Raw genomic sequence first — 22900 nt, 5'->3', positions numbered from 1 at the left:
TGTCACGCCCACCGGCCGCGTCGGGGCCGATCGGGCCAGGCGGGCTGCGGCCCGGCGTCGCAGGCCGGCTACCTGGGCGCTCGCCTGGCCGCTGCCGGACACCTGTGGCAGGGTTGCAGCGTGCCATCCACCACCGCAGGCCAGCTGGCCGTACCCACCCTGCACCGGGCCGCGCGGATCGAGGACGCCCTGCACCAACTGGTGGAGCGCCGGCTGCGGCGCACCGGGTGGCAGCCCAACATCGTCGCGTACGCCGGTTACGGCGCGCCCGGCTGGGCCCGGGTGCTGTGCCGGGTGCTGCTCAGCCGCCCCGACCGGCGGCAGGGCCGGCTGGAGAAGGTCCGCGGCTGGCGCAGCTTCGCCACCCTGCCCGCCAAGCACGTCGAGGTCACCATCGAGGCCGGCGACGGCGTGCACACCGCCCACGCCGACCGCAGCGGTTTCGTCGACACCGTGGTCAAGGCCGACTTCACCCCCGGCTGGGCGTCGGTGCGGCTGCGGGTCGCCGACGCCGAACCGGTCGAGGCGCTGGTCCGGGTCATCGACCCGGAGGTGCGCCTCGGCATCCTCTCCGACATCGACGACACGGTCATGGTGACCGCGCTGCCCCGACCCATGCTGGCCGCGTGGAACACGTTCGTCCTCGACGAGCACGCCCGCACGGCCGTGCCCGGCATGGCGGTGCTCTACGAACGCCTGGTCACCGCCCACCCGGGCAGCCCGGTGTTCTACCTGTCCACCGGCGCGTGGAACGTCGCGCCGACGTTGACCCGGTTCCTGTCCCGGCACCTCTACCCGGCCGGCCCGCTGCTGCTCACCGACTGGGGGCCGACGGCCGACCGCTGGTTCCGCAGCGGCCGGGAGCACAAGCGGGCCACCCTGGCCCGGCTCGCCACCGAGTTCCCCGACGTCCGGTGGCTGCTGATCGGCGACGACGGGCAGCACGACCAGGAGATCTACCGCGAGTTCGCCGCCGCCCACCCGGAGAACGTCGCCGGGGTGGCGATCCGCCGGCTCTCCCCGACCCAGTCGGTGCTCGCCGGTAGCCTGCCCGTGCCGAACGACCGGCCGTCGTCGGCGGGGCCGGTCGGGCAGAAGTGGCTCTCCGCCCCCGACGGGGCGGGCCTGTGGAAGCTGCTCCGCGACGCCGGCCTGGTCTGAGCTGCCCGACCGGCGTCCCGTGCGGACGGGTCAGTCGCGGCGGAGCCAGAGCACGCCGAGTGGGGGGACCCGCAGCGCCACCGAGGCGGGCAGGCCGTGCCAGGGGACGTCCTGGGCGTGCACCGCGCCGAGGTTGCCCACCCCGGAGCCGCCGTAGTGGTGGGCGTCGGTGTTGATCACCTCGGTCCAGGTGCCGGCGGCCGGCAGGCCGACCCGGTAGTCCTCCAACGGGCCGGCGGAGAAGTTCGCCACGCAGACCAGGGTCGCGCCGTCCGGGGCGATCCGGACGAACGAGACGGTGTTGTTGGCGACGTCGTCCCCGGCGATCCAGCGGAACCCGGCCGGGTCGGTGTCCTGCGCCCACAGCGCCGGGGTGTCCCGGTAGGCGGCGTTGAGGTCGGCGACCAGCCGCTGCACCCCGGCCCGCGCCGGATCGTGCAGGAGATACCAGTCCAGGCCCCGTTCCTCGCTCCACTCCCGGTCGTCGCCCAGCTCGCAGCCCATGAAGAGCAGCTGCTTGCCCGGGTGCGCCCACATGTACGCCAGCAGCGCCCGTACGTTGGCCAGCCGCTGCCAGGTGTCGCCGGGCATCTTGCCGGCCAGCGACCCCTTGCCGTGCACCACCTCGTCGTGGCTGATCGGCAGCACGTAGTTCTCGCTCCAGGCGTACGCCAGGGAGAAGGTGAGCTGATGGTGGTGGTGCTGCCGGTAGATCGGGTCCTTCGCGGTGTAGAGCAGGGTGTCGTGCATCCAGCCCATGTTCCACTTGAAGCCGAAGCCGAGCCCGCCGTCGCTGGTGGGCCGGGTCACCCCGGGCCAGGCGGTGGACTCCTCGGCGATCATCACCACCCCGGCGTGGTGCTTGTAGACGGTGGCGTTGACCTCCTGCATGAAGGCGATCGCCTCCAGGTTCTCCCGGCCGCCGTGCCGGTTGGGCAGCCACTGCCCCTCGGGGCGGGAGTAGTCCAGGTAGAGCATCGAGGCGACCGCGTCGACCCGCAGGCCGTCGACGTGGAACTCGTCGCACCAGTAGAGGGCGTTGGCGACCAGGAAGTTGCGCACCTCGCGGCGGCCGAAGTCGAAGACGTACGTGCCCCAGTCGGGGTGTTCGCCGCGTCGCGGGTCGGGGTGCTCGTAGAGCGGGGTGCCGTCGAAGCGTGCGAGGGCCCACTCGTCCTTGGGGAAGTGCGCGGGCACCCAGTCCAGCAGCACCCCGATGCCGGCGGCGTGCAGCCGGTCGACCAGGTAGCGGAAGTCGTCCGGGTCGCCGAACCGGGAGGTGGGTGCGAAGTAGCCGGTGACCTGGTAGCCCCAGGAACCGCCGAACGGGTGCTCCATCACCGGCAGGAACTCCACGTGCGTGAAGCCCATCTCGGTGACGTACGCGGTGAGCTGTTCGGCCAGGTCCCGGTAGCCGAGGCCGGGCCGCCACGAGCCGAGGTGCACCTCGTACACGCTCATCGGTTCCCGGTGCGGCTGCCGGCGGGCCCGCTGCTCCAGCCACTGCGCGTCGGTCCACTCGTAGCGGGACCGGTGCACCACCGAGGCGGTGGCCGGCGGCACCTCCGCGTACGCGGCCAGCGGGTCGGCCTTGTCCCGCCACCGCCCGTCGGCACCGAGGACGCGGTACTTGTAGCGGGCCCCCTCCGGCGCGCCGGGCACGAAGATCTCCCACACGCCGCTGGACCCGAGGCTGCGCATCGGCCAGCCGTCGTCGGGACCCCAGCCGGTGAAGTCGCCGACGACGCGTACCCCACGGGCGTTCGGGGCCCACACCGCGAAGGCGACGCCGCCGTCGCGGACCCGCGCGCCGAGCGCCTCCCAGAGCCGTTCGTGCCGGCCCTCGCCGATCAGGTGCAGGTCCAGCTCGCCGAGGGTCGGCGGGTGGCGGTACGGGTCGTCGGTGACCCACCCGTCGACGTCGACCCGGTAGTCGAGCACGCTGCCCTCGACGCGGGCCTCGAAGACGCCGACGTCGTGCACCCGCTTCATCGGGTGCCGGTCGTCGCCGACGAGCAGCGCCACGTCCCCGGCGCCCCGCCGCATGGTGCGGATCGTGGTCCACCCGTCGGCGGGGTGCGCGCCGAGCAGGGCGTGCGGGTCGTGCGTCGCGCCGGCGATCAGCTGGTCCATCGGTCGTCCTTCGAGGCGGTCGGGGTGGTGCCGTCGGTCGGGTCGGTGGCGGGCGCGGTCGGCGCGGTGCCCCCGGACAGTTCGGTGGGCACCTGCGCCACGGTCAGCCCGGGCGGGGCGGTGCCGGCGGGGGAGTCCGCGTCGTCCGGCCCGGCCTCGGGCGGTGTGGCCGGGGTGTCGGCCGGGGCGGGCGGGGCCGGGCGGCGGACGGTCAGCACGTGCGCTGGTTGCAGGTACGGGTCGAGCCGGACCGCGTTGCGCTGGCCCCACTCGTAGCCGGCCCCGGTCAGCTCGTCGTGCACGGTGAACCGTTCGTGCCAGTCGAAGCCGAGCGCCGGCATGTCCAGCGTGGTGTTGCCCCACTGCACGGTGTGCGAGTCGAACGAGCAGACCACGATGACCGTGTCGCCGGTGTCCGGGTCGCGCTTGGACCAGCACAGCAGCGCCGGGTTGTCGATGTCGTGGAAGACCAGGTTGCGCAGCCGGTGCAGGGCCGGGTGCTCGCGGCGGACCCGGTTGAGGGTGGCGACGAACGGGGCGAGCGAGCGGCCGTGCGCCTGCGCGCCGGCCCAGTCCCGGGGGCGCAGCTCGTACTTCTCGTTGTCGAGGTATTCCTCCGCGCCGGGCCGGGCGACGTGCTCGAACAGCTCGTAGCCGGCGTAGATGCCCCACGACGGGCTGAGCAGGGCGGCCAGCACCGCCCGGATCTTGAACATCGGCGGCCCCCCGTGTTGCAGGGACTCGTGCAGGATGTCCGGCGTGTTGGGCCAGAAGTTGGGCCGCATCCAGTCGACCGAGGCGACCAGTTCCTCGCAGTACTCCCGCATCTGCGCGGCCGTCGTGCGCCAGGTGAAGTAGGTGTACGACTGGGTGAAGCCGATCTTGCCCAGCCCGTGCATGATCGCCGGCCGGGTGAACGCCTCGGCCAGGAACAGCACGTCCGGGTCGGTCCGCTTGACCTCGGCGATCAGCCAGTGCCAGAAGTCGAACGGTTTGGTGTGCGGGTTGTCCACCCGGAAGATCCTGATGCCCTCGCCGATCCAGTGCCGGACCACCCGCAGCACCTCGGCCCGGATGCCCTCGGGGTCGTTGTCGAAGTTGACCGGGTAGATGTCCTGGTACTTCTTCGGCGGGTTCTCCGCGTACGCGATGCTGCCGTCGGCGCGGGTGGTGAACCACTCCGGGTGCTCGGTCACCCAGGGGTGGTCGGGGGCGCACTGCAACGCCAGGTCCATCGCCACCTCCAGGCCCTGCTCGGCGGCGGCGGCGACGAAGTCGCGGAAGTCGGCCGGCGTACCCAGGTCGGGGTGGATGGCGTCGTGTCCGCCCTCGGCCGCGCCGATCGCCCACGGCGAGCCGACGTCGTCCGGGCCGGCGGTGAGCGCGTTGTTGCGGCCCTTGCGGTTGACCCGGCCGATCGGGTGGATCGGCGGCAGGTAGAGCACGTCGAAGCCCATCGCCGCGACCCCGGGCAACCGGTCCATCGCGGTGACGAAGGTGCCCGAGCGGGCCGGGGAGTCGACGGTGGCCGGGATCGCCCCCTCGGAACGGGGGAAGAACTCGTACCAGGCGGAGAAGAGCGCCCGGGGACGGTCCACCCAGAGCCGGTGCGCCGTGCCGGTGGTGACCAGCTCCCGCACCGGGTACGCCCAGAGCAGGTCGGCCAGGTCGAGCGCCGGGGCGACCCGGCGGGCCAGGTCGGCCCGCTCGTCGCCCAGCGCCTTCACCGCCGCCGTGACCTGCCCGGCCGCGTCGGTCGGCACGAGGTCCAGGGCGGTGGTGAGCACCCGCACGCCCTCGGCCAGGTCGTTGGCCAGCTCGGCCGCGCCCTGCCCGGCGGCGATCTTCTTGGTCACCGCGTTGTGCCAGGTCAGGTACGGGTCCTGGAACGCCTCGACGGTGAACGACCACTCGCCGACGGCGTCCGGCCGGATGGTGGCGTGCCAGCGGTCCTGCCCCGGCTCGCCCGGCCGCATCCGGGTGAACGGGCGGGCCACACCGTCGGGGCCGTGCCAGGCCACGTTGCAGCCGAGCGCGTCGTGCCCCTCCCGGTAGGCGCGGGCCGACACCGGCACCAGCTCGTCGACCACCGCCTTGGCCGGGTAGCGACCGCAGGCGACGACGGGGGAGACGTCTTCGATCGGGAACCGTCCGCTCACCCGATCAACCTACTGTGCGAGATCCCCTCGCGCTCAACCAAGCGTCCCCTTCGCCCCGCCCCGGCGTCCCCGCCCAGGTCCGGACACGTGGCGTTGCCGATAGATCACCTTGTGTGTACGGTCGGTCGGGTCAATCGACAGATCGCGATCTGGAGGTAGGATGAATCGGCTCAAATCCCGCGCGGCGGCCCTCGTGGCAGGCACCGCGATCGCCGGCCTCGTCGCGGCCACGGTGCCCGGCACCGCCGCCCAGGCCGGCTACTACCAGTACCGCAAGTGCTCCACCGCGGTCTCGCTCTCCTTCTTCGTCGACAGCACCTCGTCGACCACGCGGTGGCCGCACTCGATCGGCTGGAACAACGTCATGTACGCGGCACAGGAGGCCAACGGCCGCTACCACGTCTCGCTCTGGGACACCTCGGGTGACACCAACGGTTGGGTCAGCACCGCCTGGGTCCGCGCCTGCTGAACCGGCCGCCGTACGGCACCGGCGGCGACGCCGACCACGCACCACACCCGACGACGCGGAGGTACCCCGTGAGTACGACCAGCAAGCGCGCGCTCGCCCTCCTGACGGCGACCGCCCTGACCAGCCTCGGCGCGGCCGTGGCGACCGGCGGTGCCGCGCAGGCGGCCTACTACCAGTACAGCAAGTGCTCCACCGCCGTCAGCCTGTCCGTGTTCGTGGACAGCACCTCGTCGACCACGAAGTGGCCGCACTCGGTCGGCTACAACACCCGCATGTTCGCGGCGCAGGAGGCCAACGGCCGCTACCACGTCTCGCTGTGGAACGACAGCGGCGACACCAACGGCTGGGTCAGCACCGCCTGGGTCCGGCCCTGCTCGTAGCCTTCCCCGCTGCGCGCAGCCGTTCGTTCTTCCGGTAGCTCTCCTCCGGCGTCGCCGTGCTGTGCGTGCCGGCCGGCGGCCAGCTTCCGGTCGCCCGTCGCCGATGGTCATGGACCCGTCTCCGTGTGGCGGCACCCCTGTCGGAGGCCCGTATGCCTGTCAGGCATTTCTCTGCCTGACAGGCATACGGCTTTTCTGGGCCTGGTCCCCCGGCGGGGTGACGCGAGTGCAGGCCGGCATCGCAGTCCCCGCCTCAATGACTCAGGTGGGTGGAGCTTCGGCGACATACAGGCCGGCCCCTTGGACGCCGACGATGATCCCTTGGGCTTGCAGAAGCATCACCGCTCGCTGAACGGTCGAGATGCTCGCCGAGTAGAGCTGGGCCAACTCGGCATAGGTGGGCAGTCGACTCTCCGGTGGGTATTCACCCTGCTGGATGCGGGCATGTAGGTCGGCGGCTATCTTCCGATAGCCCATCGGGATGGTCATGGATCTTGTCTCCGTTCGGCAGCCCGATTCGACCACGCCACCTCACCCTGTTCAACCTCTTCGTTGACTTTGGTACCAATGAGACTTAGCGTGATGGCTGTGGCGCTCTCCGTTCGGCGACGGTGCGCCCGCTGCCGGGCAAGGCCGATGACTACTGCTGATCGATCGGCTTGCCCGGCATCCGGCTACCCCTGCTCCTAAGGAGTTTCGATGCGAGAACGATCCGTTGACCGACCGCCCTGGACCGCGTACCACGTTCCGGGTGGTCCTGCTCCGCTGCCGGACGGCGACCGGGTGGCCGTGCCGGTCCGGCCGCGTCGGGCGCTGCGTCGGCGGCAGTTCGCCTACGGCGTGGCGGTCGCGGTGTGCGTACTCGTTCTGCTCGTGGTGGGGGTCTTCCGGTGAGCGGGACGGGCCGGCGGTGAACGAGCTGCCGGTGGGCCGCCGGGTCGCCCAGTGGCGGGTGCGGCGCAACATGACGCAACAGCAGTTCGCCGACCATCTCGGCAAGTCGAAGAGCTGGGTGGACAAGGTCGAGCGCGGGGTACGCCGGCTGGAGCAGGTGTCCAACCTCCGGATGGTCGCCGAAACGCTCCGCATCGATCTGGAGGTGCTGCTCGCCGGGTCGGCGGGGGAGTCGGCGCGACCGGAAGCCGCCACCACCGGTGTCGACGCGGTGTTGGCCGCGCTGGCCCGCTACCACGTCGAGACGCCGGCCCGGCCGCCCGACATCGCGGAGTTACGCACCCGCCTGGCCCACGCGGAGCAGAGCTACCGGCACGCCCGGTACCCGGAACTGCTCGTCCTGCTGCCCGGCCTGGTCGACGCCGTCCGCGCGGCGCGCGCCATCCAGCCCGGCCGGGCGACCGACGGCCTGCTGGCACGGGCGTACGGCCTGGTCGCGCTGGTGCTGCTCAAGGTCGACCGGCCGGAGGTTGCCTGGCTGGCCGCCGACCGGGCGGTGGCCGCCGCGCAGGTCACGAAGGACCCGTGGGTGGCCGCCGCCGCCACGGTGCCGTTGGCCCAGGCGCTGCGCCACGGCGGCCGGCGGCGGGCCGCGATGGAGGCCGCCGCCGTCGCCGCCCACCGCCTCCTGCCGGTGTGTTCCCCGGGCACGCCACGGGCGACCTCGTCGACGACCGGTAACAACCAGTCGGCCGACCCGGCGCTGCTCGCCACGCTGCTGCTCCAGGCCGGCCTGGCCGCCGCCGGGCGGGGTGACGGCCGGGCCGCCCGGGATCTGCTCGGCCGGGCCGGCCGGGCCGCCCGTGATGCCGGGGCCGAGGGCGGCGGCGCGGCGGTCGAGGCCGCGCGGGTGGTCGCCGAGGCCGCCCTCGGCGAGGTCACGGCGGCGACGGTACGCCACGAGCGGCTGGTGGCCGGCGACGGATGGGGATGGCTACCCCCTGAGCACCGGGCCGCGCACCTGCTCGACGCCGCCCGTGCCTACGTGCTCGGTGGCAACCTGCTCCGCGCCGGCCGGGCGGTGCTGGAGGCGGAGCGCACCGCCCGCAGCGAGGTGCACGACCGCCCGGCGGTACGCCCCCTGGTCGCCGCAGTGGCCCGCTCCGCCGCCGCCCCGCCCGCGCTGACCCGCCTCGCCGCCACCCTCCACGTCACCTGAGCCTGGTGGCTACCTGTCGCCGTAGTGGTATCGGCAGGCAATGATCTCGACGTCGTCCTTGGTGACCCGGTACACCAGCCGGTGTTCGCGATCGATCCGGCGGGACCAGAAGCCGGAGAGCTCACCCCGGAGGGGCTCCGGCTTGCCGATGCCCTCGTACTCGTTGCGCATGACGTCCGCGATGAGATCGTTGATGCGTTTGACCAGCTTGCGATCCGTGTGGCTGAGGTACTGGTTCCACGCCGTCGCGGTGAAGACCAGCCTCACGCGACGTCCCGTACGGTCGTCGGGTCAACCAGTTCCCGCTCGGTGGCGTCACCCTCTTCGAGCTCCGCGATCGATCTGCGCAGGGCTGCGGCGTTGCCCGGACTGCGCAGCAGGTACTCGGTCTCCTTCATCGACTCGTACTCCGCCAGCGGCACGATGACCACCGGCTCGTGACCCGACCGGGTCACCACCACTTCCTCCGCGTCGTTGATGACGCTGTCGAGTTCGGCGGCCAGGTTCTGCCGTAGCTGGGTGAAGTTGACGGTCCGCATGATCACCTCCGAGGTAGGTACAGAAAACTGTACCGGACCTCTCCCTAGGCCCGCAGCGAGCGGTACAGCTCCACCGTCTGGGCGGCGATGGCGTCCCAGGAGAAGTGCTCCACGGCCCGCCGCCGACCGGCGAGACCGAACGCCTCGGTGCGCTGCGGGTCGGCCAGCAGCTCGTTGATCGTCTTGCCGAGGTCGGCGACGAACCGGTCCGGGTCCAGCGGGGTGCCGCTGCCGTCGCCGGCCTGCTCGATCGGCACCAGCAGGCCGGTCTCGCCGTCGGCGACCACCTCGGGGATGCCGCCGGTGGCCGTCGCCACCACCGCCGTCTCGCAGGCCATCGCCTCCAGGTTGACGATGCCCATCGGCTCGTAGACCGAGGGGCAGACGAAGAGCGTGGCGTGGGTGAGCACCTGGATCACCTCGGGCTTGGGCAGCATCTCGGCCACCCAGACCACCCCGGACCGGTTGGCCCGCAGCTCGGTGACCAGGCCCTCCACCTCGGCGGCGATCTCCGGGGTGTCCGGGGCCCCGGCGAGCAGCACGAGCTGGGTGTCGGCGGGCAGCTCCCGGGCGGCGCGCAGCAGGTAGGGCAGGCCCTTCTGCCGGGTGATCCGCCCGACGTAGACCACGCTGGGGCGGGCCGGGTCGATGCCGAGCCGGTCCAGCACGTCGGTGCCGTGGTCCGGGGCGTACTGCGCGGTGTCGATGCCGTTGTAGACCACCCGGACCCGGTCCGGGTTCACCGCCGGGTAGGCGGTCAGCACGTCGCGCCGCATCCCCGCGCTGACCGCGACGATCGCGTCGGCGGACTCCATGGCCGTCCGCTCGCACCAGGAGGAGAGCGCGTAGCCGCCGCCGAGCTGTTCGGCCTTCCACGGGCGCAGCGGCTCCAGGCTGTGCGCGGTCACCACGTGCGGCACCCCGTACAGCAGCTTGGCGGTGTGCCCGGCCAGGTTGGCGTACCAGGTGTGGCTGTGCACCACGTCGGTGCCGGCGCACCCGGCGGCCATCGCCAGGTCGACGCCCATCGTGCGCAGCGCGGCGTTCGCGCCGCCCAGGCCGGCCGGCTCGGGGTACGCGGTGACACCCGGCTCGTCGCGCGCCGCGCCGAAGCAGTGCACCCGGACGTCGGCGAGCCGGCGCAGCTCCCGGGCCAGGTACTCGACGTGCACCCCGGCCCCGCCGTAGACCTCCGGCGGGTACTCGCGGGTCAGCAGGTCCACGCGCAGCGGGGCGGAGTCGGTCATGCCCGGCACCCTAGTGCAGAATCCGGCCGCGCACCGCTCGCGGAACTGTGCCCGTACGAGTGGTGAAGTCGCAGCGGTATGGATAGCGTCTGGTCATGGCTGCCAAGGTGCTCGCGATCGTCCTGGCCGGCGGAGAGGGCAAGCGCCTGATGCCGCTCACCGCGGACCGGGCCAAGCCGGCCGTCCCGTTCGGCGGGATGTACCGCATGGTCGATTTCGTCCTGTCCAATCTGGCGAACGCCGGCTTTCTCAAGATCGTCGTGCTGACCCAGTACAAGTCCCACTCGTTGGACCGGCACATCACCAAGACCTGGCGGATGTCGACCCTGCTCGGCAACTACGTCACGCCGGTGCCGGCCCAGCAGCGCCGGGGCCCGTGGTGGTTCGCCGGGTCCGCCGACGCGATCTACCAGAGCTTCAACCTGATCAACGACGAGCAGCCGGACTACGTGATCGTCTTCGGTGCCGACCACATCTACCGGATGGACCCCCGGCAGATGGTCGACGACCACATCGCCTCCGGCGCCGCGGTGACCGTGGCCGGCATCCGGCAGCCGCTGTCGATGGCCGACCAGTTCGGCGTGATCGAGGTCGGCCCGGACGGCAAGCGGATCAGGTCCTTCCGGGAGAAGCCCACCGACGCCGTCGGCCTGCCCGACGCCCCCGACCAGATCTACGCCTCGATGGGCAACTACGTCTTCTCCACCCGGGCGCTCTGCGAGGTCGTCGAGCGGGACGCGGCCGACAAGACCAGCAAGCACGACATGGGCGGCAGCATCATCCCGATGCTGGTCGAGCGGGGCGAGGCCAACGTCTACGACTTCAAGGACAACGAGGTGCCCGGCAGCACCGACCGGGACCGGGGCTACTGGCGGGACGTGGGGACGCTCGACTCGTTCTACGACGCGCACATGGATCTGATCAACGTGCACCCGGTGTTCAACCTCTACAACTTCGACTGGCCGATCTACACCGACCAGCCGCCGTACCCGCCGGCGAAGTTCGTCCACCAGTGGGGCGAGCGGGTCGGCCGGGCGGTCGGCTCGATGATCTCGCCCGGCGCGGTGATCTCGGGTTCGCTGGTGGAGAACTCGGTGGTCTCGCCCAAGGTCAAGGTGCACTCCTGGGCGCAGGTCGACGGCGCGGTGCTGATGGAGGGCGTCGAGGTGGGCCGGCACGCGGTGGTCCGCAACGCCATCCTCGACAAGAACGTCTTCGTGCCCGAGGGCGCCGAGATCGGCGTCGACCTGGAGAAGGACCGGCAGCGCTACACCGTCTCCGACAACGGCATCGTCGTCATCGGCAAGGGTCAGCGCGTCGAGCCCTGAGCCGGGGTGTGACCCGGTCGCCGCCGGGAAGACACCGCACCCGCCCGTACCACCCGAGGAGGTTTCCGCAGTGGCCCACCCCCGTGCCGGACAGCCCGCCGAGCCCGCCGACCTGGTCGACGTGCCCCGGCTGGTGACCGCCTACTACGCCGAGCACCCGGACCCGGACGACCCGGCGCAGCAGGTCTCCTTCGGCACCTCCGGCCACCGGGGGTCCTCGCTGCGCAACGCGTTCAACTCCGACCACATCCTCGCGGTCACCCAGGCGCTCTGCGACTACCGCCGGGAACAGGGCCTGACGGGGCCGCTCTTCCTGGCCCGGGACACCCACGCGCTGTCCGCCCCCGCCGAGGCCGACGCGCTGGAGGTGCTCGCCGCCAACGGGGTGACCGTGCTGCGGGACAGCCGGGACGGCTACACCCCCACCCCGGCGCTGTCGCACGCGATCCTCACCCACAACCGGGGGCGCACCGACGGGCTCGCCGACGGCATCGTGATCACCCCCTCGCACAACCCGCCCGACGACGGCGGCTTCAAGTACAACCCGACCAACGGCGGGCCCGCCGACACCGACGTCACGAAGTGGATCCAGGGCCGGGCGAACGCGATCCTGGCCGCCGGGCTCAAGGAGGTCAGACGCATCCCATACGCGCGGGCGCGCGCCGCCGACACCACGGGCACGTACGACTTCCTCGCCCACTACGTCGACGACCTGCCGGCCGTGCTCGACATCGACGCGATCCGCGACGCCGGGGTGCGGATCGGCGCCGACCCGCTCGGCGGGGCCAGCGTCGCCTACTGGGGTGAGATCGCGCAGCGGCACCGGCTCGACCTCACCGTGATCAACCCGCTGGTCGACCCGACCTGGCGGTTCATGACCCTCGACGGCGACGGCAAGATCCGGATGGACTGCTCGTCGCCCAACGCGATGGCGTCGCTGATCGCCGCCCGGGACCGGTTCCAGGTCTCCACCGGCAACGACGCCGACGCCGACCGGCACGGCATCGTCACCCCCGACGGGGGCCTGATGAACCCCAACCACTACCTGGCGGTGGCGATCGGCCACCTGTTCCGTACCCGGTCGCAGTGGGGGCCGGCGGCGGCCGTCGGCAAGACGCTGGTCTCCTCCTCGATGATCGACCGGATCGCCGCCGACCTGGGCCGGCCGCTGCTGGAGGTGCCGGTCGGCTTCAAGTGGTTCGTCCCCGGGCTGCTCGACGGCACGGTCGGCTTCGGCGGCGAGGAGAGCGCCGGGGCGTCGTTCCTGCGCCGCGACGGCAGCACCTGGACCACCGACAAGGACGGCATCCTGCTCTGCCTGCTCGCCGCCGAGATCATCGCCACCACCGGGCGGACCCCGAGCGAGCACTACGCCACCCTGACCGAACGCTTCGGCGCGCCCGCGTACGCCCGGATCGACGCCCCGGCCAGCCGGGAGCAGAAGGCGGTGCTCGGCCGGCTCTCCCCCGAGCAGGTCACCGCCACCGAGCTGGCCGGCGAGCCGATCACCGGCATCCTGACCAGCGCCCCGGGCAACGGGGCTTCCATCGGTGGACTGAAGGTGACCACCGAGTCGGGCTGGTTCGCGGCCCGGCCGTCCGGCACCGAGGACGTCTACAAGATCTACGCCGAGTCGTTCCAGGGGCCCGAGCACCTGGCCCAGCTCCAACAGGAGGCGAAGACCCTGGTCGACACCGTGCTGGGGTAGTTCCACCGGCTGCCCGTGCGCCCCGTCCGGTCACCGGACGGGGCGCACGGGTGTCTCGCCCCCGGTGCCCGCAGTTTTCCTCCGGGGCGTTTCGTGAGCCGCGACTCGTTCGTTGCGCATGAGGCGACCGAAAATGGGAGGGGGCGGACGATGACCTGGTCCAGGACGGTCTCTCCCCCCGGCTCCGGGACCGACCTCGTCGAACTCCGGACGGCGTCCCCGGCCCGTACCGCGTCGTGGGGACGCCAGCGGGAACTGGTCGGTCGGCTGCTGCGCTGCTATCCGGTCAGCTTCCTGGTGCTCGCCCCGTACGCGCTGCTGATCCTGCCGATGGCGGTGATCAATGACAACCCGCGTACCGGTTTCATCGTGTTCCTGGTGGGCCTGGCGTTGCTGGGCACCGTCACCGTGGAGACGTTCTGTCTGCTCCTCGGGCGGCCCGATCCGCAGTGGCGGCGCGGCATGCGCCAGGCGACCGCCCGGTACCCCCGGATCTATCCGGTGGCCCGCCTGGTCGTGCTGGTCAGCATCGCGGCCGAACTACTGGGAGCGCACCTCGGGGCGGGGAACCTCGTCGCGCAGATCTCCGGGGACATGTCCGACACGCCGATGGTGGCGCTGACCAAGTTGTTCTCCGGTTGGGCGGCGCTCGGGTTCGCGCTGCTGGTCGCCAGTCACCTCGGCGGCTACCTGTCCAAGGTGAAGCTGTACGGCTGGCTGGGCGCGCTCGTCGCCACCAAGGCCGTCGTCACCGTGCTGACCGCCCTCACGGCGCCACTGATCGCCTTCGTCTTCTTCGCGGTCACCGCCGGGGTGGTCTGCGGCGTGTTCCGGTTGCGGTACCTGATGGTCGGCACGCTGATGCTGGTGCTGCTGTGGCCCGCCATGTTCGACTACCGCAACGGGCTACGGGAGGACCAGGGCGTCGCGGTGGACGACGCGGTCACCGCGACGGACCGGATGCGCCTGGACCGGCAACTGACGGTCGTCGCGGAGACGGAGGTTCCCGTCGACCTCGGCCAGCCCGAGGGCGTCGACTACCTCAGGTACGGTCTGGTACCACGGCTTCTGGACCCCGACCGGCCGGCTCTGACGACCGGACAACAGATCAACCAGTACCTCGGCGGTAGCCGGACGTCGGCCTCCAACTTCCTGTTGCTGGGCAACATGTGGTTCTTCGACGGTCCCGACGGGGTGGTGGCCGTGCACGCCTTCTGGGCCGGGTTCGTGGCGCTGCTGCTGCGCTGGCGGGGCCGGCCCGGCCCGGCCCGGTTGAGCCTGGTCTGCCTGGTGTTCTCCGACGCGCTGCTCTGGTCCGGCACCTATCCCGACTCGATGATCGGGTTCGTGCAACACGTGGTGTCGGCGCTGACGGTCTTCTTCCTGCTGTGGCTGACCCGCAGCCTTCCCGGCCGGGTGCCCGCCCGACCCGCCCGGGGCGTGGGGTCCGGGTGAGACGTCAGCGGGAACTGGTCGGTGGGCTACTGCGCTGCTATCCCGTCAGCTTCCCGGTGCTCGCCCCGTACGCGGTGTCCATCGGGCGTCCCGATCCGCGGTGGCGGCTGGCGGGTGCCGTCCGGTGACCGTCCGGGTCCGTGCCCGCCCGGCCGGCCGCAGGGGTGTGCCCGGCCTACCCCGGACCGGTCGCCGTGCCCTGCTCGCCCTGCTCGTCGGAGGACTGTCCAGCGGGGGCAACCTCCTGCTGGCGGTCACCGTCACCCGGCTGGAGTCGATCGGCGGAGTGGGGCAGTTCGCCCTGGCCTTCTCGTTCTACGTCCTCGGCTCCGGGCTGGTGCGCAGCGTGGTGACCGACTCGACCCTGGCGGCCGGCACGGGGGCCGCTCCCGCCGCCCGGCGGGCCGTCCTGCTCGGCACCGTCAGCGGCCTCGCGCTCGGCGCGGCGGGTATCGCGTACGGCTCGTCCTATCTGGTGTGCGCGGGCCTCGCCCTGCCGGGTCTGGTGCTCTACGACTACACCAAGGCGATCGCCGTCGGCCTCGGGGCACCGGCCGGGGCCCTGGCCCAGGAGGCCGCCTGGGCGGCGGTCACCGGCTGCGCCGCGCTCGCCGGCCTGTTCCGGCTGCTCGACGCGCCGTACGTGTTCGCCCTCTGGGCGTGCGGTGGCGGGTTCATCGGTGTGGTCGTCGCGATCCGCCGCCGGTACATGGTGCGGCCCGGCTGGCGCGTCGGCCGGGCGGAGACCCGCGTCGCGGTGGGGTTCGGCGCGCAGTTCCTGCTGACCACCGGATCGGCGCAGTTGGCGCTGACCGCCCTGGCCGCCTTCGCGGGCACCGCGGTGGTCGGCGAGTTGAGCGCCGGGCGGACCCTGCTGGGGCCGGTGAACCTGGTCCTGTCCACCGCCGCCACGCTGATCCTGCCGCACCTGGCCCGCAGCCGCGCCGAGTCCCGCGCGGTGCGGACCCGGGCGGCGGTACGACTCACGGCGCTGGTGGCCGCCGGCGTCCTGCCGATGACGGCGGCGGTCGCCCTGCTGCCCGACGCGGTCGGGACGGTGCTGCTCGGCGCGAACTGGGACCTGGCCCGCAGCCTGCTGGTACTGCTCGCGCTGGAGAGTCTGTTCGCGGTGCCGGCCGCCGTCGGCTTCGCCGGGCTACGGGTGGAACAGGCGAGCCGGCGGGCGATCCTGCTCGGCGTCCTGCTCGGTGGGCTGCGGGTGCCGGTGGTCGTCGTCGCGGCGGTGCTGTTCGGGGCCACCGGTGCGGCCGGTGCGCTCGCGGCGCTCGCCCTGGTCAGCGCCGTCGCCTGGGCCGGCAGCTACCTGCTGTTGCTGCGCCACCGGGCGACCCACCGCGCGCCGGCCCACCGCCGGCTCGACCCGGTCCCACGAGGCGGGTGAGCCGGGCGGGCCCGGGTGAGCCGGACGCGGGTGGACCGGCGCGGGACCGGGTGGCGGGTGAGCCGGGCGCGGGGTCGGCGGACGGGCCGCGCGGGACGGCGGCTCAGCCGACGGCCGCCAGGGCGGCGCGGACGCGTTCCACCACCGTCTTCACCCCCGGCTCGGTCAGCTCCGGATACGTGGGCAGGTTGATGCCACGCCGGCTCAGGTCGACCGTCACCGGGCAGTGTGCCGCCGGATCGTGGTGGGCGGGCAGCTCGGGGATCGGCACGAAGAAGGGCCGGGTCTCCACACCGAGCCGGTCCAGCGCCAGCGCCAGCGCGTCCCGGGAGGCGTCGTCCCCGGTGGGCCCGACCAGGAAACAGGCCATCCACGGCGCGCGGCGGACACCGGCGAGCACCGGCTGGGCCGACAGCGCCGGCTCGTCGGCGAGCTGCGTCTCGTAGCCGGCGATCACCGCGTCCCGCCGGGCGATGATCTCGTCGGCCCGGTCGAGCTGGGCGCAGAGCAGCGCGGCGGCCAGGTTCGTCATCCGGTAGTTGTAGCCCAGCACCGGGAAGTAGTACCGCCGCTGCGGGTCCATGCCCTGGTTGCGCAGCAGCCGCATCCGCTCGGCCAGCGCGGCGTCGGAGGTGGTCACGCAGCCGCCCTCGCCAGCGGTGATCACCTTGTTGCCGAAGAACGAGAAGGTCGTGGCGTCGGCCAGGGAACCGGTCGGCTCCCCGTCGACCGTGGCCCCGAAGGACTCCGCGGCGTCGGCCACCAGGAGCAGGCCGTGCCGGTGGCACAGCGCGCGCAGGGCCGGATAGTCGGCGGGGTGGCCGTACAGGTCGACGGCGACGACCGCCCGGGTCCGTGGCCCGATCGCCGCGGCGACCGCGGCGGGGTCGACGCACCAGCTCTGCGGCAGGACGTCCACGCAGACCGCCCGCGCCCCGCAGTACGCGACGGCGTTCGCGGTCGCCACGTAGGTCAGCGCGGGCACGATGACCTCGTCGCCCGGACCGATGCCGGCGGCGGCGAGGACCAGGTGCAGGGCGACCGTGCCGTTGGCGGTGGCCACCGCCGTGCCGGCGGCGCACCGGCGGGCGAAGCGGTCCTCGAAGTCGGTGAGGAAGGGGCCCCGGGAGGAGACCCAGCCGCTGCGCACGGCCTCGACGACGTACCGTTCCTCCAGGTCGGACAGGCTCGGACGGGCCACCGGATAGCGGTCGTCGGTCAGGCTCACGAGGTTTCCTCCCCGGTCAGTTCGGTGGCGAACGCCGAGCGCGGCATCGGTCCCGGCCGGCCGTCGGCCACCCAGCGCAGCACGTCGAGGTAGTCGCCGCCGGTCGCCGTCCAGGTGCGGGTGGCCAGCCGGCCGTCGGCGTGCCGGGCGGCGGCGGCGTAGTGCGCGCGGTCGGCCAGCAGCCGGTAGACCGCCTCGGCCAGGGAGGCGGGCTCGGTGGCCGAGAAGACGGCCGCCTCGGCGCCGGTGAACTCCAGTTGCGCCAGCAGCGGCTCGGCGTCGGCGCAGGCGACGGGCAGGCCCCAGCTGAACGCCTCCAGCATGGCGCCGCTCGCCGCCTCCCACAGCGACGGGATGACCACCGCGTCGGCGCGGGCGTAGAGGGCGTTCAGCTCGTCGAGGGTGACGAACCCGGGGAAGGACACCCGGCCGCGCAGGTCGGGCTGTGCGGCGCGGGCGAGCAGGCGGCTGGCCTCGGGCTCGACCAGCGGGCCGGGACAGATCAGCCGGCACTGCGGGAGCAGCGCCATCGCCTCCAGCAGCGTCGCGTGGTTCTTGTGGGTCGCCGTGGAGGACGGGTAGAGCAGCAGGCCCGGTTCGGGGCGCGCGGCGGCGCGGGCGGGCGCGGGTTGGAACGTCGGGGTGGGGATGAGCGCGGTCCGCTCCGCCGCCTCGGGGAACAGCCGCAGCGTCTCCCGGTACGGGTGCGGCCAGGTCACCACCACGGCGTCGGCGCGGGCCACGTTCTCCCGGACCACGGCGGCGAAGCCGGGGGAGTGGAACGCGGCCCGCAGGTGCCGCAGGTCGTGTACGACGACGACGGACGGGCCGGTGCCGATCGGGGCGCTGTGGAACGGGTAGAGCGTGACGTCCGCGCCGCGCTGCCGGGGCACCGAGCGGTGCCGGACCGCGTTGACCGCCCGGCGTACGGCGAGGGAGTCGCGGACCCGGGTCGGTGTCCACCGGCGCAGCAGTTGCCCGGGGACGGTGTCCGAGCGCAGCGGCTGGGCGACCTCGGCCCAGCCGAGCCGGTCGGCGGGCACCTGGTCGCGCCACTGGTCCAGGGTGCCTCGCAGGACGTTCACCCGCAGTTCGCAGGAGGTGTCGGCGACCATGCCGGTGAGCAGGCCGTAGGTGAACGCCTCGACCCCGGCGGCGTGGCCGGGCCGGATCGGGGTGGCCTCGACGGTGATCCTCATCGGTCCACCCGCACCAGGCGTCCCATCCGCTCGTCCTCCAGCAGTTGCCGGTCGGCGTCCACCATGATCCGCACCAGGTCGCTGAAGAGGGTCTTCGGTGCCCAGCCCAGCCGTCGCCGGGCCTTGGTGTAGTCACCGATGAGCGCGTCGACCTCGGCCGGCCGGAAGTAGCGGGGGTCGATCTCGACGTACCGTTGCCAGTCGAGCCCGACCCGGTCGAAGGCGGCCTCGACGAACTCGCGCACCGAGTGCCCCTCGCCGGTGGCCACCACGTAGTCGTCGGGGGTGTCCTGTTGCAGGGCGAGCCACATCGCCTCGACGTACTCCGGGGCGTAGCCCCAGTCCCGGACGGCGTCGAGGTTGCCGAGGTAGAGCCGGTCCTGGATGCCGGCCTCGATCCGGGCGACCGCGCGGGTGACCTTGCGGGTGACGAAGTTCTCGCCCCGCCGGGGACTCTCGTGGTTGAACAGGATGCCGTTGACGCAGAACATGTCCCACGACTCGCGGTAGTTGACCGCCGTCCAGTAGGCGTAGACCTTGGCGCACGCGTACGGGCTGCGGGGGTGGAACGGCGTCTCCTCGCGCTGCGGGGGCGGGGCGGAACCGAACATCTCCGATGAGGACGCCTGGTAGAAGCGGCAGTCGACGTCGGCCGCCCGGGCCGCCTCCAGCATCCGCAGGGCACCGAGCCCGGTGACGTCGGCGGTGTAGCCGGGGATGTCGAAGGAGACGCGGACGTGGCTCTGCGCGCCGAGGTTGTAGATCTCGTCCGGCCGGATGTCGCGGATCAGCGCGGTCAACGACGCCGGGTCGGACAGGTCACTGTAGTGGAGGAACAGACGCGCTTCGCCGTCGCGGGGATGGACGTCGACCCGGTCGATCCGTTCGGTGTTGAACGAGGATGACCTTCGCTTTATCCCGTGCACCGTGTAGCCCTTGTCGAGCAGGAACTCGGACAGATAACTACCGTCCTGGCCGGTGGTGCCGGAAATGAGTGCCACTCGCGACATGGGAGTCCTCTCGTGCCGGTTCGGATTTTGTGCGCGCGACTTCCTTATACCGGCTACCGGGCAGGTGATCATGCTTTTTGGGGTGGTGTTCGACGAATTCCATAAATTGTGTGGTGCAGTCACGAAAATGACGGTCGCTCGTTGAGTCACTCAGTTTCGTGTCTTCAGCGAGGAGCGAGGATGGCCGGCGAAACCAGCCCCGCGACGGAAGTCGACGAACGGTTGGCGAATGCCGAGGAGAGAAATTTTCGGGTCCTTGTCACGGCGGGCTACTTCAGCCCCGGCTGGCGAGCGGGCGGGCCCGTCCGCTCCATTTCCGACGTGCTCGACACGGCCAGCGCCGGTGTGTCCACCATCCTGCTGACCCGCGACCGTGACCTCGGTGCCCCCGCCGCCTATCCCGGCCTGTCCGGCACCTGGGCACGCCGGGGCCGCACGGACGTCTTCTATCTCGGCGTACGCCACCCGGCGCACTGGCGGATGCTCTGGCGTTCGCTGCGCTCGGCGCGGTTCGACCTGCTCTACGTCAACAGCGTCTGGTCGGTCTTCTCGGTCCTGCCCATCGTCGCGGCCCGGCTGGGCCTGCTGCGGGCGGAGCGCATCCTGGTGGCCCCCCGGGGCGAGTTCGGCGCGGCCGCCCTCGGCCTGCACCGGCTGCGTAAGCGGGTGTTCCTGGCCGGCTGGCGGTGGATGCTGCGGGGCCCCCGGGTGCTGTGGCACGCCACCGGACCGCAGGAGGTCGCCGACATCCGCCGGGTGCTGCCCCGGGCCCGCATCGGGGTGGTGGCGATCGCCGCCGGCCCCGAGCCGCACCCCGCCCCGGCCGAACTGCCGGTCACCGACCACACGCGGCTGGTCTTCATCAGCCGGATCTCTCCGATGAAGAACCTCGACCTGGTGCTCGCCGCGCTCGCCCACGTCCGGGCCCCGGTACGGCTGGACATCTACGGCCCGGTCGAGGATCCGAGGTACTGGCAACGGTGCCGGGAACTGTGGGCGGCCCTGCCGGACCCGTCGGTGGTCAGCTACCGGGGTGAGCTGCCCCCCGGGCAGGTCGGCGCGACGTTCGCCCGGTACGACGCGTCCGTCCTGCCGACCCGGGGCGAGAACTTCGGCAACGCCGTCGCGGAGAGCCTCGCGGCGTACTGCCCGGTGATCTGTTCGGACCGGACGCCGTGGACGCCCGTGCTGCGCGACGGTGGCGGGCAGGTGCTCACCGAGCTGACGTCGGCGGCGCTGGGCGCGCTGCTCAACCGGGTCGCCAGCGCCCCGCCCACCCAGCGGCGGGCGGCCCGGCTCAGCGCGGGGGAGGCCTACCGCCGGTGGCGGCTCGGCCGGCCCCGGGCCAGCGTGCTCGACCTGGCGTGGCAGGCGGTCGACGAACCGCCGCACCGGGTGCCCCCGCAGGGCCGGACGTCGTGACCGCGACCGAACCGCCCACCCAACAACCGAAACCAACCACGAGGAGGCGTCCTTGACCCGGGTGATGACCGTCGTCGGGACCAGGCCGGAGATCATCCGCCTGGCCCGGGTGATCGACACGCTGGACCGGACCGTGCAGCACACGTTGGTACACACGGGACAGAACTGGGACCCGGCGCTGTCCGACATCTTCTTCACCGAGCTGGGCGTACGCCCGCCCGACCGCTTCCTGCGGGCCGACACCCGCTCGCTCGGCAGCCTGCTCGGTGCGGTGCTGGTCGGCACCGAGCAGGCCATCGGCGAGCTGCGACCGGACGCGCTGCTGGTGCTCGGCGACACCAACAGCGCCATCGCGGCGCTGATGGCCCGGCGGATGAAGGTGCCCGTCTACCACATGGAGGCGGGCAACCGCTGCTTCGACCTCAACGTGCCGGAGGAGACCAACCGCCGGCTGGTCGACCACGTCGCCGACTTCAACCTGGTCTACTCCGAGCACGCCCGGCGCAACCTGCTCGCCGAGGGGTTGCACCCCCGCCGCATCCTGCACACCGGCTCACCCATGCGGGAGGTGCTCGACCACTACCTGCCGCAGATCGAACGGTCCGCCATCCTGGCGCAGCTCGCCCTCGAACCGGGCGGCTACTTCGTCGTCAGCGCCCACCGGGAGGAGAACGTCGACCACCCGGACCGGCTCCGCCGGCTGCTGGACTGCCTGTGCGCGGTTCGCGACGAGTGGCGGCTGCCGCTGCTGGTCTCCACCCACCCGCGTACCCGCAAGCGGCTGGAGGTGCTCGCCGTCGACGGCACGCTCCTGGACGGCATCACCTTCCACGAGCCGTTCGGCTTCTTCGACTACGTGACCCTGCAACGGCACGCCCGGTGCACGCTGTCCGACAGCGGCACCGTCAGCGAGGAGGCGGCGATCCTCGGCTTCCCGGCGGTGACCCTGCGGGAGTCCATCGAACGCCCCGAGGCGCTGGACGCCGGGGCGATCGTGATGACCGGCCTCGACCCGGCCGGCGTGGTGGAGGGCGTACGGGTCGTGGTGGACCAGGTGGCGGCCGGTCCGGTCGACTGCCCGCCGGACTACCGGGTGCCGGACACCTCACGCCGGGTGGTCGACTTCATCCTGTCGACCGTGCGCCGGCACCACGACTGGGCGGGCATCCGCCGCTGAGTCCGGCACCACCGGCCGGGCGGGCACCCCGGTGACCACCGTGCCCGCCGGGACGTCGCGGGTGACGCACGCGCCCGCGCCCACCACGGCGTCCCGGCCGACCCGCAGTCCCGGCAGGACGGCGGCGGTGGTGCCCACCATGACGCCGTCGTCCAGCCGGCAGTAGCCGGAGACCGCGGCGAGCGGATTGACCGAGACGTGGTCGCCGAGCACAGTGTCGTGCCCCACGGTGCAGTTCTGGTTGAGGTGCACCTGGCGGCCCAGCACCACGTTCGTCGTCACCCGGGCCCCGCCGGCCGCGAACAGCCCCTCCCCGATGACGCAGTCCGGCCCGATCTCCGCAGCCGGGTGCACCACCGTGGCGGCGGGCAGGCCGTACCGGGCGAGGGCCCGGTCGGTCTCGCGGCGCAGCCGGGGATGCCCGACGCCCAGCGCCACCGTCAGGCCCGCCGGACCGACGGCGAGCCAGTGGGTGGGGCCGAGGAAGGGGACGCCGAGCCGCCGCACCCGGGCCACGTTCTCTTCGGTCGGGTAGTCGTCGACGAAGCCGAGGACCCGCCACGGCCGCGCACCGACCGCCTGGGCGTTGAGCAGGCGAATTACCCCGAACATCTCCCTGCCCATCCCGCCCGCGCCTACGATCACTACACCGGTGGTCAACCGTTGCCCCCTCGGCCACGGAGAGCGCCGGTCGCGCTCCGCCCGCCACCCCCGCGCGGCTCCACCGGTGTCCGCCCGGCGTGAGCGGCGGCACGGGTCGAGTCCACGGC

The 22900-nt window shown here is 72.5% G+C and carries 22 protein-coding genes; 12 read left to right on the top strand and 10 right to left on the bottom strand.

Going from position 1 to position 22900, the window contains the following annotated elements; translation table 11 throughout:
- The first annotated feature begins 120 nt into the window (after positions 1–120).
- Positions 121–1161, top strand: a complete 1041-nt coding sequence (locus H1A17_RS09220) for an App1 family protein (protein WP_145918743.1) — start codon at positions 121–123, stop codon at positions 1159–1161.
- A 30-nt stretch (positions 1162–1191) separates the two neighbouring features.
- Here the strand turns inward: H1A17_RS09220 and glgB are convergent, their stop codons facing one another.
- Positions 1192–3294 (bottom strand): 1,4-alpha-glucan branching protein GlgB, encoded by a 2103-nt coding sequence (gene glgB / locus H1A17_RS09215; protein ID WP_194821649.1) that lies wholly within the window; start codon positions 3292–3294, stop codon positions 1192–1194.
- The gene (locus H1A17_RS09210; RefSeq protein WP_309236741.1) at positions 3282–5453 is read right to left on the bottom strand and encodes a maltotransferase domain-containing protein; all 2172 of its coding nucleotides are present in this window, start codon (positions 5451–5453) and stop codon (positions 3282–3284) included. Before H1A17_RS09210 ends, glgB begins: the two co-directional genes overlap by 13 nt.
- A 160-nt stretch (positions 5454–5613) precedes the next feature.
- Here H1A17_RS09210 and H1A17_RS09205 point away from each other — a divergent pair, with 160 nt between their 5' ends.
- Together H1A17_RS09205 and H1A17_RS09200 are read left to right on the top strand one after the other, a co-directional pair.
- The gene (locus tag H1A17_RS09205) at positions 5614–5922 is read left to right on the top strand and encodes a hypothetical protein (protein WP_194821648.1); all 309 of its coding nucleotides are present in this window, start codon (positions 5614–5616) and stop codon (positions 5920–5922) included.
- 68 nt (positions 5923–5990) lie between these two features.
- Positions 5991–6302 carry a hypothetical protein gene (locus tag H1A17_RS09200; RefSeq protein WP_145918746.1) on the top strand — a complete coding sequence of 104 codons (312 nt, stop codon included), beginning with the start codon at positions 5991–5993 and terminating at the stop codon, positions 6300–6302.
- A 261-nt stretch (positions 6303–6563) separates the two neighbouring features.
- On the opposite strand, the gene H1A17_RS09195 is transcribed toward H1A17_RS09200, so the two are convergent.
- Positions 6564–6791 (bottom strand): winged helix-turn-helix domain-containing protein, encoded by a 228-nt coding sequence (locus tag H1A17_RS09195; RefSeq protein ID WP_194821647.1) that lies wholly within the window; start codon positions 6789–6791, stop codon positions 6564–6566.
- 210 nt (positions 6792–7001) lie between these two features.
- On the opposite strand from H1A17_RS09195, the gene H1A17_RS09190 reads away from it, so the two are divergent.
- Entirely contained in the window at positions 7002–7196 is a 195-nt protein-coding gene (locus H1A17_RS09190) for a hypothetical protein (RefSeq protein ID WP_194821646.1), read from the top strand.
- 16 nt (positions 7197–7212) lie between these two features.
- Positions 7213–8415: a helix-turn-helix domain-containing protein gene (locus tag H1A17_RS09185; RefSeq protein WP_194821645.1), complete on the top strand. Its 1203-nt coding sequence runs from the start codon at positions 7213–7215 to the stop codon at positions 8413–8415.
- Between the two features lie 9 nt (positions 8416–8424).
- Here the strand turns inward: H1A17_RS09185 and H1A17_RS09180 are convergent, their stop codons facing one another.
- Genes H1A17_RS09180 through glgA form a run of 3 tightly spaced genes read right to left on the bottom strand, consistent with a single transcriptional unit; the run spans position 8425 to position 10201 of the window.
- Positions 8425–8682: a Txe/YoeB family addiction module toxin gene (locus tag H1A17_RS09180; protein WP_145918750.1), complete on the bottom strand. Its 258-nt coding sequence runs from the start codon at positions 8680–8682 to the stop codon at positions 8425–8427.
- Entirely contained in the window at positions 8679–8954 is a 276-nt protein-coding gene (locus tag H1A17_RS09175) for a type II toxin-antitoxin system Phd/YefM family antitoxin (protein ID WP_145918751.1), read from the bottom strand. Before H1A17_RS09175 ends, H1A17_RS09180 begins: the two co-directional genes overlap by 4 nt.
- A 44-nt stretch (positions 8955–8998) precedes the next feature.
- Entirely contained in the window at positions 8999–10201 is a 1203-nt protein-coding gene (gene glgA, locus H1A17_RS09170; protein ID WP_145918752.1) for a glycogen synthase, read from the bottom strand.
- Positions 10202–10296: 95 nt separating this feature from the next.
- Here glgA and glgC point away from each other — a divergent pair, with 95 nt between their 5' ends.
- The 5 genes from glgC (at position 10297) to H1A17_RS09150 (ending at position 16094) form a co-directional block, all read left to right on the top strand.
- Positions 10297–11529 carry a glucose-1-phosphate adenylyltransferase gene (gene glgC, locus H1A17_RS09165; protein WP_194821644.1) on the top strand — a complete coding sequence of 411 codons (1233 nt, stop codon included), beginning with the start codon at positions 10297–10299 and terminating at the stop codon, positions 11527–11529.
- A 70-nt stretch (positions 11530–11599) separates the two neighbouring features.
- Positions 11600–13237, top strand: coding sequence for a phosphoglucomutase (alpha-D-glucose-1,6-bisphosphate-dependent) (gene pgm, locus H1A17_RS09160; protein WP_194821643.1), 1638 nt, complete (start codon positions 11600–11602; stop codon positions 13235–13237).
- Positions 13238–13387: 150 nt separating this feature from the next.
- The gene (locus H1A17_RS09155; protein WP_145918755.1) at positions 13388–14692 is read left to right on the top strand and encodes a hypothetical protein; all 1305 of its coding nucleotides are present in this window, start codon (positions 13388–13390) and stop codon (positions 14690–14692) included.
- On the top strand, positions 14689–14820 hold the full coding sequence (locus H1A17_RS35060) for a hypothetical protein (RefSeq protein WP_255470154.1): 132 nt from the start codon (positions 14689–14691) through the stop codon (positions 14818–14820). Before H1A17_RS09155 ends, H1A17_RS35060 begins: the two co-directional genes overlap by 4 nt.
- On the top strand, positions 14817–16094 hold the full coding sequence (locus H1A17_RS09150; RefSeq protein WP_194821642.1) for a hypothetical protein: 1278 nt from the start codon (positions 14817–14819) through the stop codon (positions 16092–16094). Before H1A17_RS35060 ends, H1A17_RS09150 begins: the two co-directional genes overlap by 4 nt.
- A 103-nt stretch (positions 16095–16197) precedes the next feature.
- Here H1A17_RS09150 and H1A17_RS09145 read toward each other — a convergent pair whose 3' ends face one another.
- Genes H1A17_RS09145 through gmd form a run of 3 tightly spaced genes read right to left on the bottom strand, consistent with a single transcriptional unit; the run spans position 16198 to position 19531 of the window.
- Entirely contained in the window at positions 16198–17322 is a 1125-nt protein-coding gene (locus H1A17_RS09145; RefSeq protein WP_194821641.1) for a DegT/DnrJ/EryC1/StrS aminotransferase family protein, read from the bottom strand.
- Positions 17319–18521, bottom strand: coding sequence for a glycosyltransferase (locus H1A17_RS09140; RefSeq protein ID WP_145918758.1), 1203 nt, complete (start codon positions 18519–18521; stop codon positions 17319–17321). Before H1A17_RS09140 ends, H1A17_RS09145 begins: the two co-directional genes overlap by 4 nt.
- Positions 18518–19531: a GDP-mannose 4,6-dehydratase gene (gmd, locus tag H1A17_RS09135; protein WP_145918759.1), complete on the bottom strand. Its 1014-nt coding sequence runs from the start codon at positions 19529–19531 to the stop codon at positions 18518–18520. Before gmd ends, H1A17_RS09140 begins: the two co-directional genes overlap by 4 nt.
- Before the next feature lie 180 nt (positions 19532–19711).
- Here gmd and H1A17_RS09130 point away from each other — a divergent pair, with 180 nt between their 5' ends.
- On the top strand, positions 19712–20953 hold the full coding sequence (locus H1A17_RS09130) for a glycosyltransferase (RefSeq protein ID WP_145918760.1): 1242 nt from the start codon (positions 19712–19714) through the stop codon (positions 20951–20953).
- A 61-nt stretch (positions 20954–21014) separates the two neighbouring features.
- Positions 21015–22130, top strand: a complete 1116-nt coding sequence (gene wecB, locus H1A17_RS09125; protein WP_240762938.1) for a non-hydrolyzing UDP-N-acetylglucosamine 2-epimerase — start codon at positions 21015–21017, stop codon at positions 22128–22130.
- Here wecB and H1A17_RS09120 read toward each other — a convergent pair.
- The gene (locus H1A17_RS09120; protein ID WP_309236743.1) at positions 22059–22775 is read right to left on the bottom strand and encodes an acetyltransferase; all 717 of its coding nucleotides are present in this window, start codon (positions 22773–22775) and stop codon (positions 22059–22061) included. The two genes, wecB and H1A17_RS09120, sit on opposite strands and share 72 nt — an antisense overlap.
- Between the last annotated feature and the right edge of the window lie 125 nt (positions 22776–22900).

The sequence above is a fragment of the Micromonospora sp. S-DT3-3-22 genome (genome assembly GCF_015354745.1).
Lineage (GTDB): Bacteria > Actinomycetota > Actinomycetes > Mycobacteriales > Micromonosporaceae > Micromonospora > Micromonospora wenchangensis.
The sequence above is the reverse complement of the archived record's forward strand: the minus strand, read 5'-3'. Positions and strand labels throughout refer to the sequence as shown.